The sequence below is a fragment of the Herbidospora daliensis genome (assembly GCF_001570585.1).
Taxonomy (GTDB): domain Bacteria; phylum Actinomycetota; class Actinomycetes; order Streptosporangiales; family Streptosporangiaceae; genus Herbidospora; species Herbidospora daliensis.
Map to the genome: position 1 here is coordinate 210199 of NZ_BBXF01000005.1, position 15079 is coordinate 225277.

General features: G+C 73.0%; 16 protein-coding genes and 1 pseudogene. 10 read left to right on the forward strand and 7 right to left on the reverse strand.

Annotated features, from left to right (window positions below):
- Positions 1-38: 38 nt before the first annotated feature.
- On the reverse strand, positions 39-965 hold the full coding sequence (locus AW274_RS24205; protein ID WP_062437907.1) for an ATP-binding cassette domain-containing protein: 927 nt from the start codon (positions 963-965) through the stop codon (positions 39-41).
- A 57-nt stretch (positions 966-1022) separates the two neighbouring features.
- Between AW274_RS24205 and AW274_RS24210 the strand changes: the two genes are divergently transcribed.
- Genes AW274_RS24210 through AW274_RS24220 form a run of 3 tightly spaced genes read left to right on the forward strand, consistent with a single transcriptional unit; the run spans position 1023 to position 3849 of the window.
- Positions 1023-1793, forward strand: coding sequence for a TetR/AcrR family transcriptional regulator (locus AW274_RS24210; RefSeq protein ID WP_062436556.1), 771 nt, complete (start codon positions 1023-1025; stop codon positions 1791-1793).
- A gap of 2 nt (positions 1794-1795) precedes the next feature.
- Positions 1796-2665: an RNA polymerase sigma factor SigJ gene (gene sigJ / locus AW274_RS24215; RefSeq protein ID WP_062436558.1), complete on the forward strand. Its 870-nt coding sequence runs from the start codon at positions 1796-1798 to the stop codon at positions 2663-2665.
- A gap of 53 nt (positions 2666-2718) precedes the next feature.
- Entirely contained in the window at positions 2719-3849 is a 1131-nt protein-coding gene (locus tag AW274_RS24220; RefSeq protein ID WP_062436560.1) for an NAD(P)/FAD-dependent oxidoreductase, read from the forward strand.
- Here the strand turns inward: AW274_RS24220 and AW274_RS24225 are convergent.
- Positions 3830-5146 carry a PP2C family protein-serine/threonine phosphatase gene (locus AW274_RS24225; protein WP_083974743.1) on the reverse strand — a complete coding sequence of 439 codons (1317 nt, stop codon included), beginning with the start codon at positions 5144-5146 and terminating at the stop codon, positions 3830-3832. The two genes, AW274_RS24220 and AW274_RS24225, sit on opposite strands and share 20 nt — an antisense overlap.
- Positions 5147-5196: 50 nt before the next feature.
- Positions 5197-5871 carry an NAD(P)-dependent oxidoreductase gene (locus AW274_RS24230; protein WP_062436564.1) on the reverse strand — a complete coding sequence of 225 codons (675 nt, stop codon included), beginning with the start codon at positions 5869-5871 and terminating at the stop codon, positions 5197-5199.
- 79 nt (positions 5872-5950) lie between these two features.
- Here AW274_RS24230 and AW274_RS24235 point away from each other — a divergent pair, with 79 nt between their 5' ends.
- Both AW274_RS24235 and AW274_RS24240 read left to right on the forward strand, forming a co-directional pair.
- Complete coding sequence (locus tag AW274_RS24235; RefSeq protein ID WP_232320325.1) at positions 5951-6349, forward strand: MarR family transcriptional regulator; 399 nt, start codon at positions 5951-5953, stop codon at positions 6347-6349.
- 32 nt (positions 6350-6381) lie between these two features.
- Positions 6382-7203, forward strand: coding sequence for an alpha/beta fold hydrolase (locus AW274_RS24240; RefSeq protein WP_062436568.1), 822 nt, complete (start codon positions 6382-6384; stop codon positions 7201-7203).
- Between the two features lie 18 nt (positions 7204-7221).
- Here the strand turns inward: AW274_RS24240 and AW274_RS42135 are convergent.
- From AW274_RS42135 to AW274_RS40540, 3 genes and pseudogenes are all read right to left on the reverse strand, one after another.
- A pseudogene (locus AW274_RS42135) lies at positions 7222-7917 on the reverse strand (enoyl-CoA hydratase/isomerase family protein); the annotation flags it as partial.
- Entirely contained in the window at positions 7914-9140 is a 1227-nt protein-coding gene (locus AW274_RS24250) for a cytochrome P450 (RefSeq protein WP_062436571.1), read from the reverse strand. The pseudogene AW274_RS42135 and the gene AW274_RS24250, both read right to left, overlap by 4 nt.
- Before the next feature lie 111 nt (positions 9141-9251).
- On the reverse strand, positions 9252-10004 hold the full coding sequence (locus tag AW274_RS40540) for a hypothetical protein (RefSeq protein ID WP_157520693.1): 753 nt from the start codon (positions 10002-10004) through the stop codon (positions 9252-9254).
- Positions 10005-10392: 388 nt separating this feature from the next.
- Here AW274_RS40540 and AW274_RS24260 point away from each other — a divergent pair, with 388 nt between their 5' ends.
- Together AW274_RS24260 and AW274_RS24265 are read left to right on the forward strand one after the other, a co-directional pair.
- Positions 10393-10572, forward strand: a complete 180-nt coding sequence (locus tag AW274_RS24260) for a hypothetical protein (protein WP_062436576.1) — start codon at positions 10393-10395, stop codon at positions 10570-10572.
- 33 nt (positions 10573-10605) lie between these two features.
- On the forward strand, positions 10606-11337 hold the full coding sequence (locus tag AW274_RS24265) for a DUF7873 family protein (RefSeq protein ID WP_062437908.1): 732 nt from the start codon (positions 10606-10608) through the stop codon (positions 11335-11337).
- A gap of 357 nt (positions 11338-11694) precedes the next feature.
- Here the strand turns inward: AW274_RS24265 and AW274_RS24270 are convergent, their stop codons facing one another.
- Positions 11695-12180 (reverse strand): MarR family winged helix-turn-helix transcriptional regulator, encoded by a 486-nt coding sequence (locus AW274_RS24270; RefSeq protein ID WP_062436578.1) that lies wholly within the window; start codon positions 12178-12180, stop codon positions 11695-11697.
- Between the two features lie 59 nt (positions 12181-12239).
- Between AW274_RS24270 and AW274_RS24275 the strand changes: the two genes are divergently transcribed.
- From AW274_RS24275 to AW274_RS24285, 3 genes are read left to right on the forward strand one after another with little or no spacing between them, the layout of a single operon-like run.
- Positions 12240-13292 (forward strand): LLM class flavin-dependent oxidoreductase, encoded by a 1053-nt coding sequence (locus AW274_RS24275; protein WP_198169381.1) that lies wholly within the window; start codon positions 12240-12242, stop codon positions 13290-13292.
- Positions 13289-14326, forward strand: coding sequence for an LLM class flavin-dependent oxidoreductase (locus AW274_RS24280; RefSeq protein ID WP_062436582.1), 1038 nt, complete (start codon positions 13289-13291; stop codon positions 14324-14326). The genes AW274_RS24275 and AW274_RS24280 overlap by 4 nt, the downstream gene beginning before the upstream one ends.
- Complete coding sequence (locus tag AW274_RS24285) at positions 14323-15000, forward strand: NADPH-dependent F420 reductase (protein WP_062436584.1); 678 nt, start codon at positions 14323-14325, stop codon at positions 14998-15000. Before AW274_RS24280 ends, AW274_RS24285 begins: the two co-directional genes overlap by 4 nt.
- Positions 15001-15079 lie beyond the last annotated feature (79 nt).

Sequence of the window (15079 nt, forward strand, 5' to 3'; positions counted from 1 at the left end):
CGGGGCAGGGTGGGCGGAGCCGTAACGGAGCGGGATTTTCACGCGGCGCTCCGGGTGAGGTGCAGGAAGACCTCGTCGAGGGTGGGGCGGCGGATCGCGACGTCGTCGGCGGCGATGCCGCCGGCCGCCAGGTCGTTGACGACCGCCGTCAGGGTCGCCATGCGGTCGGGGGCGGGCGCGCTGACGCGCCGGGTGTCGGGGTCGGTCTCGGCATCGGGGCCGAGCAGGGCCGCGGCGGCCGGGAGGTCCGCCGGGTCGTGGACGACGATCTCCACCCGGTCGCCGCCGACGGTCTTCTTCAGCTCTTCGGGCGTGCCCTCGGCGACCTGGCGGCCCTCGTTGACCACGCTGATGCGGTGGGCCAGTTGGTCGGCCTCCTCCAGATACTGCGTGGTCAGCAGCACCGTGGTGCCGTCGGCGACCAGGGCGCGCACCGCCGCCCACACCTCGGCGCGGCCGCGCGGATCCAGGCCCGTGGTGGGCTCGTCGAGGAACATCACCGGCGGCGACAGGATCAGCCCGGCCGCCAGGTCCAGGCGGCGGCGCATGCCGCCCGAGTAGTGCTTGACCGCCTTGCGGCCGGTGTCGCCCAGCCCGAACCGGTCGAGCAGCTCCCCGGCCCGGCGCGCGGCGGCCTTGGGACGCAGATGGGACAGCCGGCCGAACATCTCCAGGTTGGCGCGGCCCGACAGGGCCTCGTCGAGGGCGGCGTGCTGGCCGACCAGGCCGATGTGGCGGCGCACCTCGGCGCCGTCGCGGGTCACGTCGAACCCGGCCACCCGGGCGAGGCCTTCGTCGGGACGCAGCAGCGTGGTCAGCACGCGCACCGCCGTGGTCTTGCCCGCCCCGTTGGGGCCGAGCAGGCCGTGGACCGTCCCCTCCGGGACGGTCAGGTCGAACCCGTCGAGGGCGGCGCGGTCGCCGTAGCGCTTGACGAGGCCGCGCGCCTCTATCGTGTACGTCATGCCGTACAGCGTACCGTACGGCATACGGTTAAGCGTCCCGAGTAATCTGGCCGCATCATGACGACCGAATACATCGGACGCGGCGACCCCGCGCGCACACTGGCGCTGCTGTGGCGCGACCCCTCCCGCGCCCGCGAGCGCGCCCCCCGCAAGGGCCGCCCCGAACTGACCGCCGACCGGGTCATCGCCGCCGCGATCGAGGTCGCCGACGCCGAGGGCCTGGCCGCGCTGTCCATGCGCAAGGTCGCCGACCACCTCGGCGTGGGCACGATGTCGCTCTACACCCACGTCCCGGGCAAGGCCGAACTGATCGACGTCATGCTCGACACCGTCTACAAGGAGACCTTCGCCGACGCGGCGGTCCCCCAGGGCTGGCGCGCCCGGGTCGAGCGCATCGCCCGCGACAACCTGGCCCTCTACCGCCGCCACCCGTGGATCCTGCAGGTCGCCGTCAGTCGCCCCCCGCTCGGCCCCGGCACGCTGGGCAAGTACGAACACGAACTGTCGGCCCTCGACGGCATCGGCCTGAGCGACCTGGAGATGGACAACGTCCTGACCCTGGTCGCCGCCTACGTCCACGGCGCGGCCCGCGGCGTGGTCGAGGCCGCCCGCGCCGCCCAGGAGACCGGCATGACCGACGAGGAGTGGTGGCGCGCCCACGAGCCGTTCCTGGCCGCCGCCGGCGACTTCTCCGCCTACCCGCTCGCCGGCCGCGTCGGCAGCGCCAGCGGCGAGGCCTACAACGCCCCCGCCGACCCGACCGGCGCCTTCGAGTTCGGGCTGGCCCGCCTCCTCGACGGGATCGCGGTCCTCATCGAGGGGCGGTGACGATGACCCCCGAGCGGCTGGCGCGCTTCGAGGCCAACCGCCGCCGCCTGTTCGGGGTGGCCTACCGGCTGCTCGGCGAGGCCACCGCCGCCGAGGACGTCGTCCAGGACGCCTACCTGCGCTGGGAGCGCTGCGACAGCGCGGTCGTGCCCGAGGCGTGGCTGACCAAGGTCGTCACCAACCTGTGCCTCGACCGGCTCACCTCCGCGCGGGCCCGGCGCGAACGCTACGTCGGCACCTGGCTGCCCGAACCGGTCCTCACCGGCGGCCCCCACGACCCGCTGGAGGTGGTGGCCCAGCGCGACCTGCTGTCCATCGGCCTGCTGGTCCTGCTGGAACGCCTCACCCCGCCCGAACGCGCGGTGTTCGTGCTGCGCGAGGCGTTCGGCCACAGCCACCGCGAGATCGCCGACATCCTGGAGGTCACCGAGCCGCACGTCCGCCAGCTCTACCGGCGCGCCCAGGCGCACGTCGCCGAGGAGCGCCGGCGCTTCACCCCCGCCCCCGGGCAGGGCGAGGAGCTGCTGAGACGGTTCATGGCCGCCACCCTCGCCGGAGACGTGGCCGCGCTCGAACGCCTGCTCGCCGACGACGTGGTCGCCTGGGCCGACGGCGGCGGCAAGGCCCCCGCCACCCGCGTCGCGGTCTCCGGCCGCGAACAGGTCCTGCGTCACCTGCTCGCCCTGACCCGCCACGCCGCCCGGATCCGCCTCGAACCCGAGACCGTCAACGGCCAGCCGGCCCTCGCCCTCTACCTCGACGGCCACCTGTCCGGCGTCACCGTCGTCGAGGTCGCCGGCGGCCGGATCACCGCCATCCACGCCGTCGCCAACCCCGACAAGCTCGCCTACCTCGTCAACCAGAAAAACTGAAGATTTCCGCGGCCCGGCTGTCACGGATCGCGGCACTGTCCCGTTCATCGCGCATGACGACACCACCCCGCATCGCCGTCCTGGGAGCCGGATACACCGGGCTGACGATCGCCAAACTGCTCGCCCGCCGCACCGGCGCGCCGGTCACCCTCGTCAACGACCGCGACCACTTCGTCGAACGCATGCGCAACCACCAGGTCGCCGCCGGCCGCGCCGTCACCCGCCGGCCGCTGCGCGACCTGGTGCGCGGCAGCGGCGTCCGGCTGCTCGTCGACCGGGTCACCCGCCTCGACCCGGCCGCCCGGCACGTCGAACTCGCCGCCGGCGAACCCCTCGGCTACGACCTGCTGGTGTACGCCCTGGGCAGCCACGCCGACCTCGACGCCGTCCCCGGCGCCGCCGACCACGCCTTCGCCGTGGCCGGCGTCGAACAGTCGGAACAGCTGCGCGACCGGATGCGCACGGCCGATACGGTCGCGGTCATCGGCGCCGGGCCCACCGGCCTGGAGACCGCGACCGAACTGGCCGAGACCCACCCCGGCCGCACCGTGCGCCTGATCACCGGCGGGCCGCTGGGCCACCAGCTGACCGAACCCGGCCAGGAACACCTGCGCCGCGCCCTGGACCGCCTCGGCGTCCGGGTGCACGAGAACACCACCGTCGCCAAGGTCGACGCCGGCGGCGTGCTGCTCGACGACGGCCGCCACCTGGCCGCCGACGCGGTCGCCTGGACCGCCGGATTCCGGGTCGCCGGCCTGGCCGCCGAGGCCGGGCTCGCCGTCGACGGGACCGGCCGCATGCTCGTCGACGGCACCCTGCGCTCCCGCTCCCACCCCGAGGTGTACGGCATCGGCGACGCCGCCGCCGCCCGCACCAAGGACGGCCACGTGCTGCGCATGGGCTGCGGACCCGGCGGCCTGGCGGGCGCCTGCGCCTACCACGCCATCACCGCCCGCCTGGCCGGACGCGACCCCCGGCCCCTGCGCCTGGCGGCCGACACCCTGTGCGTCAGCCTCGGCGCGTGGGACGGCGTCCTCCAGCACACCGACCTCGACGGCGTCCCGCACGGCACGCCCATGACCGGCCGCCGGGTGGCGCTCATCAAGAAGGCGGTCCTGCGGGTCGCGGGCCGCTACAACCCGCGCCACCCCGGCATCAGCGTGCTCACCGCCCGGCAGGGCTGAGCAGGTCGGGGACGCGGACCGCCAGCACGACGATGTCGTCGACGTTGCCGTCGGCGCCCGCGATCTCGTCGGTCAGCTTCTCCAGCAGGGCGGGCAGCGGATCGCCGCCGTAGCGGGGCAGCGCCGCGAGCAGGCGCCCCGTCGCGACGTCGAGGTCGACGCCGGGGGCCTCGATCAGGCCGTCGGTGAACATCACCAGCAGCGTGCCGGGAAGCAGCAGCCGGGTGGACTCGGTGCGGGGGCCGTGGCCCTCGTGCTGTTCGAGCGTCGGGAAGAACATCAGGTCGTGGGCGGTGAGCTCCTCGACCCCGCCGCCGGGGTGGACCAGCACCGGCGGCGGGTGCCCGGCGTTGGTCCAGGTCAGCTCCCAGCCCTCCGGCCGCGGCGTCAGGTGGCCGTGGACGAGGCTGCCGGTGGCCTGCGGGAGCACGAGCCGGCAGGCGTGCTCCAGCGCCGCCACCGAAGTGGCCGGGCCGCGCCCGGGATGGTCGACGTCGGCCTGGCGCAGCATGCTGCGCACCTGGCCCATCAGGGTCGCGGCCTGCATGTCGTGGCCCGTGATGTCGCCCACCGTGACGGCCAGCGCCCGGGGGCCGTCACCGGGCAGGCCGAGGAAGTAGGCGTCGTACCAGTCGCCGCCGACCAGGTCGGCCGTCACCGCCGGCCGGTAGAGCGCGGCGACCTCCAGGCCGGAGATCTCGGGCAGGTCGGTCAGCATGGCCCGCTGGAGCTGGTGGGCGACCGACACCCGCTCGTGCAGCCGCTGGGCGCGCTCGACCGCCCGGCCCGTGTAGCCGGCCACCGCGAGCAGCACGGCGCGCTCCTCCACGTCCACCGTGTGGGGCCGGTCCCAGCCGAGCACCAGCACCCCCACCGGGCCGCCCACGCCGGGCAGCGGGACGCACACCGCCGAGGCCAGGCCCAGTTCGGTGAACGCCGCCAGCGCCGCCTCGCCGTGGCCCGCCCGCAACATCTCCGGGCCGGTGATCTCGACGACCCGCTGCCGCCGGAACGCCTGCGCGGTCGGCCACTCGGGACCGACCTCGTACTGCCGGGCCACCGTCTCGACCGTGCGGGGGATCTCGTCGTCGACGACCCGGCGCAGCCGCCCCTCCTCGGCCAGCACCAGGCCGACGTAGCTCGGTTTCAGGTCGGAGACGACCAGGTCACGGACCCGGCGCCGGATGTCGACGAGGTTGTCGGTGTCGGCCAGATCCTCGGCCGTGCGCAGCAGCAGCTCCGACCGTGACAACGCGGCCTGGGCCTGAGCGAGCCGGTCCCGTCCTACCCACGTCACCTGAGCCTCCCGGACAGCTTCTCCTTACCTTCCCCTACCCGGAAAGGGGCTCAGGTTGCCACCCCCATGGCGTGCCCGACGGTCGAGGGCTGGGTCGCCATGGCCAGCATCGCCGCGGCCAGGTCGGCGCGCGGGATCGACAACCCGCCGCGCAGGTTGCGGTCGGGGGCGGTGCGGTAGCGGCCGGTGCCGGGCTTGTCGGTCAGCCGGGGCGGGCGCACGGCCGTCCAGTCGAGGCCGCTCTCGCGCAGCACGTCTTCGGCGGCCGACAGGTCGGCGCACACCGAGGGAAGGGCCCGTTTGACGATCGGGGTCAGCACGTGGCGGGCGAAGAAGCCCTCGCCCGGGTCGTGCCGGGGGGCGTCGGGGTTGCCCGGGGTGGGGATGGTCGAGACGGGGGCGGCGCTGACGATGAGGATCCGGCGGGCGTGGGCGGCGTGCATGGCGGCCACGATCACGCGGGTCGCGGCGGTGACCACGCCGCGGTCGTGCTGGGGCGAGCGCGGGCCGACGCACGAGAGCACCGCGCCGGCGCCCTCGCAGGCCACGATCAGCTCCTTGGCGTCGGGGGCGATGCGCAGGTCGGCGACCATGACGTGGTGGGGGTCGAGCGACAGGCGGGCGGCGTCGCGCACGACGACGGTGACCTCGTGGCCGGCCTCCATGGCCAATCTGAGGCATTCGCTGCCGACGCCGCCGGTGGCGCCGAATATCGTGATCTTCACGGAATCCTCCGAAACACGAATAGTATGAGAGTCGTATTATATGGTTTCAGTATCTTCTATCCAGGATGCGCTGCGCGCGTTGACCGCCCAGGTGTCGCTGCTCAACCAGCAGGTGGGCGGGCGGCTCGACCTGCGCCCGGTCGACCGTGACTGCCTCTACCTGATCTCCCGGCACGCGCCCATGACGCCCTCGGCGCTGGCCAAGCTGACCGGGCTCCACCCGGCGACCATGACCGGCGTGCTCGACCGGCTGGAGAAGGGCGGCTGGATCGCCCGCGAACGCGACCCGCGCGACCGGCGCGCGGTGCTCATCCGCCCGCTCCCCGACCGGGTCCCCGAGATCGTCTCCCTGTACGCCGGCATGACCCGCGCCCTCGACGGCATCTGCGACGGCTACTCCCCCGAGGAGCGTGCCCTCCTCCTCGACTTCATCACCAAGGTCACCGATGCCGCTGACGCGGCGAAAAATTCCCTATGACTCCCTATCGTAGGGAGTGTTAGGGTGCGTACATGGACATCTTCACTTCCCCCGACGCCGGGCGCGCCCTCCTGGGCCGTTATGCGGAGCTGCTGGACACCTGGCCGGTCCCGGCCGAGCGGCTGACCGTCGCGACCTCGCTCGGCGACACCTTCGTGCTCGCCTCCGGCCCGGCCAACGCGCCGCCCGTGATCCTGGTCCACGGCGCGATGGCCAACTCCCTCACCTGGTACGGCGACATCGCCGCCTGGTCGCGGCATCACCGCGTCTTCGCGGTCGACATCCCCGGCGAGCCCGGTCTGTCGGCCCCCAACCGGCCGCCGATCGGCGACTACCCCGGCTGGCTCGGCGAGGTCATGACCGGCCTCGGCGTCGAGTCGGCCACCGTCGTCGGCCTGTCGCTGGGCGGCTGGATCGCCACCGGCCTCGCGGTCGCCGACCCCCGGCGCGTCGAGCGGCTCGTGCTGATCTGCCCCGGCGGCATCGGCAAGGTCCGGCGCGGCATCCTGCTGCTGGCGCTGCTCCTGCTGGCCGTCGGGCAGCGCAGGCGCTCCCAGAAGCTCATCCTGGGCGCCGACCTGAGCGACACCGGCTGGTTCGGGGAGTTCTTCGACCGCATCAACCGCGACTTCAAGCCCCGCCGGACCGATCTGCCGATCTACACCGACGCCGAGCTCGCCGGCCTGACCATGCCGCTACTGGTCCTGGCCGGCGACCGCGACGCGCTCATCAACGGGCCCGAGACGGCGCGGCGGGTGCGCGCCGTCGTCCCCAAGGCCGACGTCCGGCTGCTGCCCGGCGTCGGGCACCTGGTCACCGGCCAGACCGCGACGGTCGCGGCGTTCCTGGGCTGAGACCAGCCCGTGGGCGAACAGCTCGCTGTCGAGCTGGGTGAGATCGCCCTGGCGGTGGCTGTTCTCCATGGCCCGCACCATGGCCTTGGCCACCCGCATCCCGCCGGGGTCGCGGCGGGCGAGCTTGCGGGCCAGCACGTCGGCCGCCCTGATCAGGCGGTCCTCGGGCACGACCTGGTGCAGCAGGCCGTACTGGAGCGCGGTGGGGGCGTCGACGGCGTCGCAGGTCAGCACCAGGTGCCTTAGCCGGGACACCCCGATGTCCATGGCCAGCCGCGCCGCCGTGCCGCCCCAGGCGGGCGGCACGCCCAGCGCCAGCTCGGGCAGCCGGAAGGTCGCGGTGTCGGCGCCGACCCGCAGGTCGCAGTGGGCGGCCAGGCACAGGCCGGTGCCCGCCACCGCGCCGTGCAGCCGCGCGACGGTGACGGCCGGGCTGTCGGCGATGGCCCGGCACACCCGATGCCCCAGGTCGGCGGCGCGGCGCACCGCGTCGACGCCGCCCTCGCCGCCCGCCAGCGCGAGCAGCTCGGCGACGTCGCCGCCCTGGCAGAAGCTCGGCCCCTCCCCCGACACCACGATCACCGCGGCCGATTCGAGACTCTCGAACGCGGCCAGGAGCTCGCGCAGCATACGCAGGGAGACCGTGTGGTGCGGGGGCGGGCAGTGCAGCCGCACGTGGCCGATGCGCCCATCGCGGTCGACGGTGACGCTCACGCGAGCGTCACCTCCAGCGCGGTGACGTCGCGGAAGGCCAGGCCGCGCGGCCTGACCGGCGGGGCGGCCAGCGCCAGGCGGGCGCCGAACCGTCGCAGCAGCAGCGGCAGCACGGCCTCGGCCTCGACCTGGGCCAGCCGCGACCCCAGGCAGTAGTGCGGGCCGAGCCCGAAGGCCAGCGACCGGCGCGAGGAGGTCCGGGTGACGTCGAACCGGGCCGGGTCACCGTCGCCGCCGTCGCCGGGGTCGCGGTGCGCGGCCCCCACCATCAGGTAGACGGCCACGCCCTCGGCGACCGGCCGGCCGTGCAGGGTCGCGCCGGGCCCGGCGACGCGCACCAGGATCTGCACCGGCGGATCCCAGCGCAGCACCTCGGCGACCGCCTGCGGCACGAGCCCCGGGTTCTTGATGAGGTCGCGGGCCTGGGCGGGGTGCGCGGTCAGGGCCAGGACCATGGAGTTCAGCATCGAGCTGGTGGTCTTCCACCCCGCGATGATCATCGTCTGGGCCTGGATGGCCAGCCAGTGCCGCTCCCGGAAACCCACCGTCTCCAGCAGCGCCGCCAGCAGCCCCGGCCGGGGCCGCCGCCGGGTCTCGTCGACCATGGCCAGGCAGTACTCGTACAACCGCCGGGTCTGCTCCTCCAGCTCCCGCAGCTCGTGCCGCCCCGGGGAGATCTCCAGCATGAGCTGACTGTCGGCGGCCAGCTTGCCCAGCGTCGCCGGATCGCCGAACGGATCCCCGAGCAGGTCGCACAGCACCTGCAGCGGCAGCGCGTCGGCGACCAGCTCGGCGTAGTCGGCCCGCCCCCACTCCGCCAGCCGCCCGGCCAGCCGCTCGACCGCCGCCGCCGCGTGCCCCTCGATCACCGGCTGCAGGTCGCGCACGGTCCGGGCCGACATGTGCCGCAGCACCAGCGCCCTCTGGTCGCCGTGCTCAGGCGGGTTCAGCTGCATGAGCGCCTCGGAGACCACGCCGACCATCGGGTAGTCCCGCCAGCGCGGCACCCACCGGTCCTTCCACTCCGGGTCGGGCATGCGCCAGTTCGGCGAGGCCGCGAGCTCGGCGCACGAGGCGTAGTCGGTCACCAGCAGCGCCCCCAGCGGCGACTCCACCGCCGGTCCCATCGCCCGCAGCCGCTCGTAGAGGGGATAGGGATCCTGCCTGCCCTGCCCCGATCGCAGCCGCACGAGCAGCCTGCCGACCTCTCCTGCCGTCGTCATCGTCCACCTTGTTCGTCCGCGGCTTCCCCCAGCGGTTGAATCATCAAGTACCTGGTGGCGGACGAAAGGGACCTTGATCAAGACCTGGCGAACGTTGATCGGATCTATCCTTCACCGATGCCCCGCGAATCGGCCCTGCTCCGCGAATACCGGTGCGCGACCCCCGACGAATCCCACGGACGCCTGCTCGCCGCCGCCCTCGCCGACCGAGGCCACCGCTGGGTACGCCTGCGCCCCGCCTACCTCCCGCACCTGGATCCGGCGCACCCCTGGTTCGGCAAGCCCGAGTTCTCCTGGCCGGAACTCGAAGGCTGGTGGCACGTCACCTCGGTGGTCGACGAACTCGCCGTGGACGACGACGCGGAAGACCACCAGTGCGAATGTGAAGAGGCCGCGGTCGCCGCGCTCGCCCGCGACCACGGCGGTTTCATGGACGGCGGATCCATGGCCGACCGCGAAACGCTCCTGCGCGTCCTGGACCTGCGAGGCCTGCTCCACGACCCCCCGCAGGAACAGGCCCACGAACGGCGCGCGGCTATCGTGCGATCCTTCCCGGCCCTGCACACCGGTCCGAGCATCACAACAATTACCGCACCGAGCGTCGCCTCGAGTACCGTCGCGGGCCCGCTCATAGACGTGGTGCAGGCGGTCGCGTGCCGGGTGGCGGCCGACGGTGCGGCGGGACCGGAGATCAGCTGGTGGCTGACCGAGGAAACCAGGCAGGTCGGCGACGACGAGTTGGTGTCCGAGTTCTGGGACTCCGTCTTGCACCAGGGCACCTGCTCCCCGCACACCGCCGTACAGATCCCGCTGCTGGCCGGGGTCATCGGACACGACCGGATCGCCCCTGTCCACCGGGCTCACCTGCTGTTCCTGCTCGCCGAGGCGCCGGCACGCGGCCCGCGACGCCGACCGGCGATCGGCCCTCGGGCTCGGTTTCGGCGAGGACCCGGAGGAGACGGCGACCCGGCACGCCATAGAGGCAGCCGCGCCGGCGCTGCTGCGCCGCTGGCCGGAGGAGTGCGAAGCCGTCCAGTGCGCGCTGGCCTTCCTCGCCGCGGCGTTCCCCCAAGCTGCCCACGAGGCCGACGTCATCGGGCCGATCGCCAACCTGGCCGCGACCTGTTCCGAACCTCACCGCGCCGCTACCGAGCCCCACCGCACCGGTTCCGTACCTCACCGCGTCGCGTCCGAGCCTCACCGCGCCCTGCCCGAACCTCACCGCACCGCGTCCGAGCCCCACCGCGCCGCGATGCTCCGCCTCGCCCTCGCCGCCGCAGACGAGCGGGCGCTCGCGGCCGTCTATGCCGAGGCGCTCGCCGTCACCCCCATCAGGCGCACCCGGGTGCCGGGCCCGGCCGCCCCGGCCATCGCCGCGGCCCTGTACGTCCTGCATCACATGCTCGAACTGGAGCTTGAACAAATCAGCTGAAGTCACGACACCTCACCCGCTACCGTCATGATCGTGACCAAGCTCAACCAGATCCTGGCCGTCGAGAAAGGCGTCAAGGCCGACGTCCAGCGCAAGGTGGCGGACGCCAACACGCTGATCCAGAAGGCGCCGCTGCTGTCCGGCATCTCCCGCACCTACCAGCCGATCGACGACGAGGGCGAGCAGCTGCCGCCCGAGTCGACGCGCGTGCAGGTGCAGGCCGAGCAGGTGCTGCGCGACGTCACGGTCACCCTGACCCGGCTGTTCGACGTGACCGCCACCAAGGACGTCGCCAACTGCGCCGCCAAGGCCGACGTCGTCGTCGACGGCGCGACCCTGGTGCGCGACGTGCCGGTGACGTACCTGCTGTTCCTGGAGAAGCAGCTCACCGACCTGCACGCGCTCATCTCCCGGCTGCCCACGCTCGACCCGTCGGAGACGTGGTCGCTCGACGGCAACACCGACACCTGGCGCACCGAGCCGGTCCGCACCACCCGGACCAAGAAGGTGCCGCGCAACCACGTGCTCGCCGAGGCCACCGAGAAGCACCCGGCGCAGGTGCAGGTGTTCACCGAGGATGTCGTCGTCGGCTACTGGACGCGCGTCGCCTTCTCCGGCGCGCTGCCGCAGCGGCGCGTCAACGAGCTGCTGACCCGGCTGACCAAGCTCCAGGAGGCGGTCAAGTTCGCCCGCGAGGAGGCCAACGGCACCGAGATCACCGACCAGCGGATCGGTGAGGCGCTGTTCGGTTACCTGCTCGGGTGACCCCACAGACCCCCGCCCGCAAGGGATGGGGAGCGCGATGAGCGCAAGCTGAAACTGAAGCATCACGACTGAACGACGGTGACAGCGCAGGTTCGACTCCTGCCCCCCGCATCCACGCGGGGGTGGCCCAATCGGTAGAGGCAGCCGTTCAAACTCAGGCTCTCGCTCCAGACTCAGCATTGCCGCCGGTCGCCGGAGCGACCGGTCGCGGACGAAAGTCGTCAGGTTGGGGGTTCGAATCCCACCGGGTGCTCTCCTTGCGCCCGTAGCTCAACGGAAGAGCGGACGACATGACCGTGATCCGCGGCCTTCAAAGGCTCCGGCGCCGCGATGTGGCGGCGTAACGGCCCCCGGGATTCAGGGTATTTCCTGGGGGCCACCGCCGTTTCCGAGGTGCTCCCGCAGCGCTGCTGCGAGCTCGCCCGCCGCGGTGACCTGCGCCGGGGTGAGCCCGTCGACGAACAGTTCGCGGATGGCGCGCAGGTGCGGCACGGTCGCCCCGTGGAAGGCCGCGGCGCCCTCCTCGGTCAGCACCGCCTCCGCGCCCCGGTTGTCGCCGGTGCAGTTCTCCCGCCTGATCAGCCCCCGTTTGTCCATGCGCCCGAGGTGGTGAGACAACCGGCTGCGTTCCCAGCCGATCGTCGCGGCCAGCTCCGAGGAGCGCAGCCGCCCGTGCTCGGCCTCGCTCAACGCCAGCAGGACGCTGTAATCGCCCGTCGACAACCCCGACTCGCTCTGCAGCCGGGCGGCCATCGCGGCCCGCAGCGCGTCGGTGGTCTCGATGAAGTCCCGCCAGATCCGCAGCTCCTCCCGGGTGGGGAACCGGCCTCTACGCTGCGTCAACGTGCTCTCCTCCCATCGGGAATATAATTGACACGTCAATCATTTCCGATCATATGACGTTGAGGCACGACATGTTCGAACTGGGGCTGAACTCCTTCGGCGAGGTCGCCACGGACGGCGGGCGGACCCTGTCCGACGCCGAGACCGTGCGGCTGATCGTCGAGGAGGCCCGGCTCGCCGAGGCGGCCGGGCTCGACGTGTTCAGCCTGGGCGAGCACTACCGCGAGGGCCACACCGACTCGGCCACGCCGGTGCTGCTGGCCGCCATCGCCACCGCCACCGACCGGATCGCGCTCGGCACCTCGGTGACCGTGCTGAGCACCAACGACCCGGTGCGGCTCCACCACGAGTTCGCCACCCTCGACGCGGTGTCGGACGGCCGGGCCCGCATCGTGCTCGGCCGCGCCTCGGCCACCGAGTCGTTCCCGCTGTTCGGCTACGACCTGGCCGACTACGAGCGGCTGTTCGAGGAGAAGCTCGACCTGTTCCTCCGCCTCGAACGCGAGGAGGAGGTCACCTGGTCGGGCACGGTCAGAACCCCCTTGATCCGGTACGCCCCCCGCCCCCGCATGCGCCCCGGAGGCATCCCCACCTGGATCGGCGTCGGCGGCAGCCCGAACTCGGTGCTGCGCGCCGCCCGCCACGGCCTGCCGCTCATGATGGCGATCATCGGCGGGCGGCCCCAGCGGTTCGCCGGCAACGTCGACCTCTACCTGACCGCGCTGCGGCGCGCGGGCCGGCCGGAACTGCCGATCGGGCAGCACTCGCTGGGCCTGGTCGCCGACACCGACGAGGAGGCCCGCGAGACCTGGTGGACCCACTGGCAGCCGGTCGTGGCCGCACTCGCGGCCGAACGCGGCTTCTACGCCCCCACCCGCGACCGCTTCGAAGCCGAACTCGACCAGGGCGCCCTGTACGTCGGCTCCCCCGAGACCGTCGCCCAGAAGATCGTCAGAACCGCCCGTGACCTGCGGCTCAGCCGCTTCGACCTCAAGTACGACATCATGCGGCTCCCCCGCGACGCCCGAGCCCGCACCATCGAGCTGCTCGGCCGCGAGGTCGCCCCCCGTGTCCGCGAACTCCTCTCCTCCCCGAAAAGAAGAAGCGCATGAGCGACATCACCTTCGGCCTGGACACCTTCGGCGACGTGCCGGCGGACGACTCCGGCGCCCCCCTGTCCCACGCCGCCGCGATCCGCCAGGTCCTCGACGAGGCGGTGATCGCCGACGAGCTCGGCGTCGACGTGATCGCCCTGGGCGAGCACCACCGGCCCGAATACTCCATCTCCACGCCCGAGACCGTGCTGGCCGGCATCGCCACCCGCACCTCGCGCATCCGCCTGGCCTCCGGCGTGACCGTGCTGAGCTCCGACGACCCCGTCCGGGTGTTCCAGCGCTTCGCGACCGTCGACGCGCTGTCGAACGGACGCGCCGAGGTGATCCTCGGCCGCGGCTCCTTCACCGAGTCGTTCCCGCTGTTCGGCTACGACCTGGCCGACTACGACCAGCTGTTCGAGGAGAAGATCGAGCTGTTCGTCAAGCTCCTCGACGAGAAGCCGGTCACCTGGAACGGCACCGTCCGCGCCCCGCTCCAGGACGCCGACGTCTACCCCAAGACCGAGTCGGGCCGCCTGTCGACGTGGGTCGGCGTCGGCGGCTCGCCGCAGTCGGTCGTCCGCACCGCCCACTACGACCTGCCGCTGATGCTCGCCATCATCGGCGGCGCGCCCGACCGGTTCGCGCCCTACATCGACCTGTACAAGCGGGCCGCCGAGCAGTTCGGCACCACCGCCCACCCGGTCGGCATGCACTCGCCCGGCTTCGTCGCCGACACCGACGAGGAGGCGCGCGAGGGGTTCTGGCCCGGCTACAAGGTGATGCGCGACCGGATCGGCGCCACCCGGGGCTGGCCGCCGATCAGCCGCTCGGAGTACGACGCCGAGATCGCCCACGGCTCCCTCTACATCGGCTCGCCCGAGACCGTCGCCCGCAAGATCGCCAAGGCGGTCGGCACGCTCGGCGTCGCCCGGTTCGACCTCATCTACAGCGTCGGCCCGCAGCCGGTCGCCGCCCGCACCAAGGCCGTGGAGCTGTTCGGCGGCAAGGTCATCCCGATGGTCCGCGACATCCTGGGCGAGCGCTCATGACGACCATCGGCATCCTGGGAGCGGGCAAGGTCGGCACCGTCCTGGCGCGGCTGGCGCTGGCGGCCGGACACCGCGTGCTCCTGGCGGGCTCCGGCGACCCCGCCAAGATCGCCCTCATCGTCGAGGTGCTCACCCCCGGCGCGACCGTCGTCACCGCGCGGGAGGCGGCGGCCCAGGCCGACGTGACGATCCTGGCGCTGCCGCTCGGCAAGCACCGCAACGTCCCGGCCGACGCGCTCGACGGCAAGCTCGTGATCGACGCCATGAACTACTGGTGGGAGGTCGACGGCGTGCGCGACGACCTGACCGACCCCCGCACCACCTCCAGCGAGATCGTGCAGGAGTTCCTGGCGGGCGCGCGGGTGGTCAAGGCGTTCAACCACATGGGCTACCACGACCTGGAGGACGGCGCGCTGCCGCCGGGCGCGCCCGGCCGCCGCGCCATCGCCGTCGCCGGCGACGACCCCGCCGACGTGGCGGTCGTCTCCGGGATCGTGGACGACCTGGGCTTCGACCCCGTCGTCGCCGGGCCGCTGGCCGAGGGGGTGCGGATGGAGCCGGGCACCGAGCCGTTCGGCGCCAACGTCGAGGCCGCCGAACTGCGCGCGATGCTCGACCGCTTCCCGCAGTCGGAGCGCGGCCGGGCCCGCCGCGAAGCGCTTCCGCGACAGTGAGCCCATCGTCCCGATTTCTTCGCCATCATGAAGGACAACGGGAGGGGACAGGTTGACCCTGGGGGTACCGGCCGCCGGC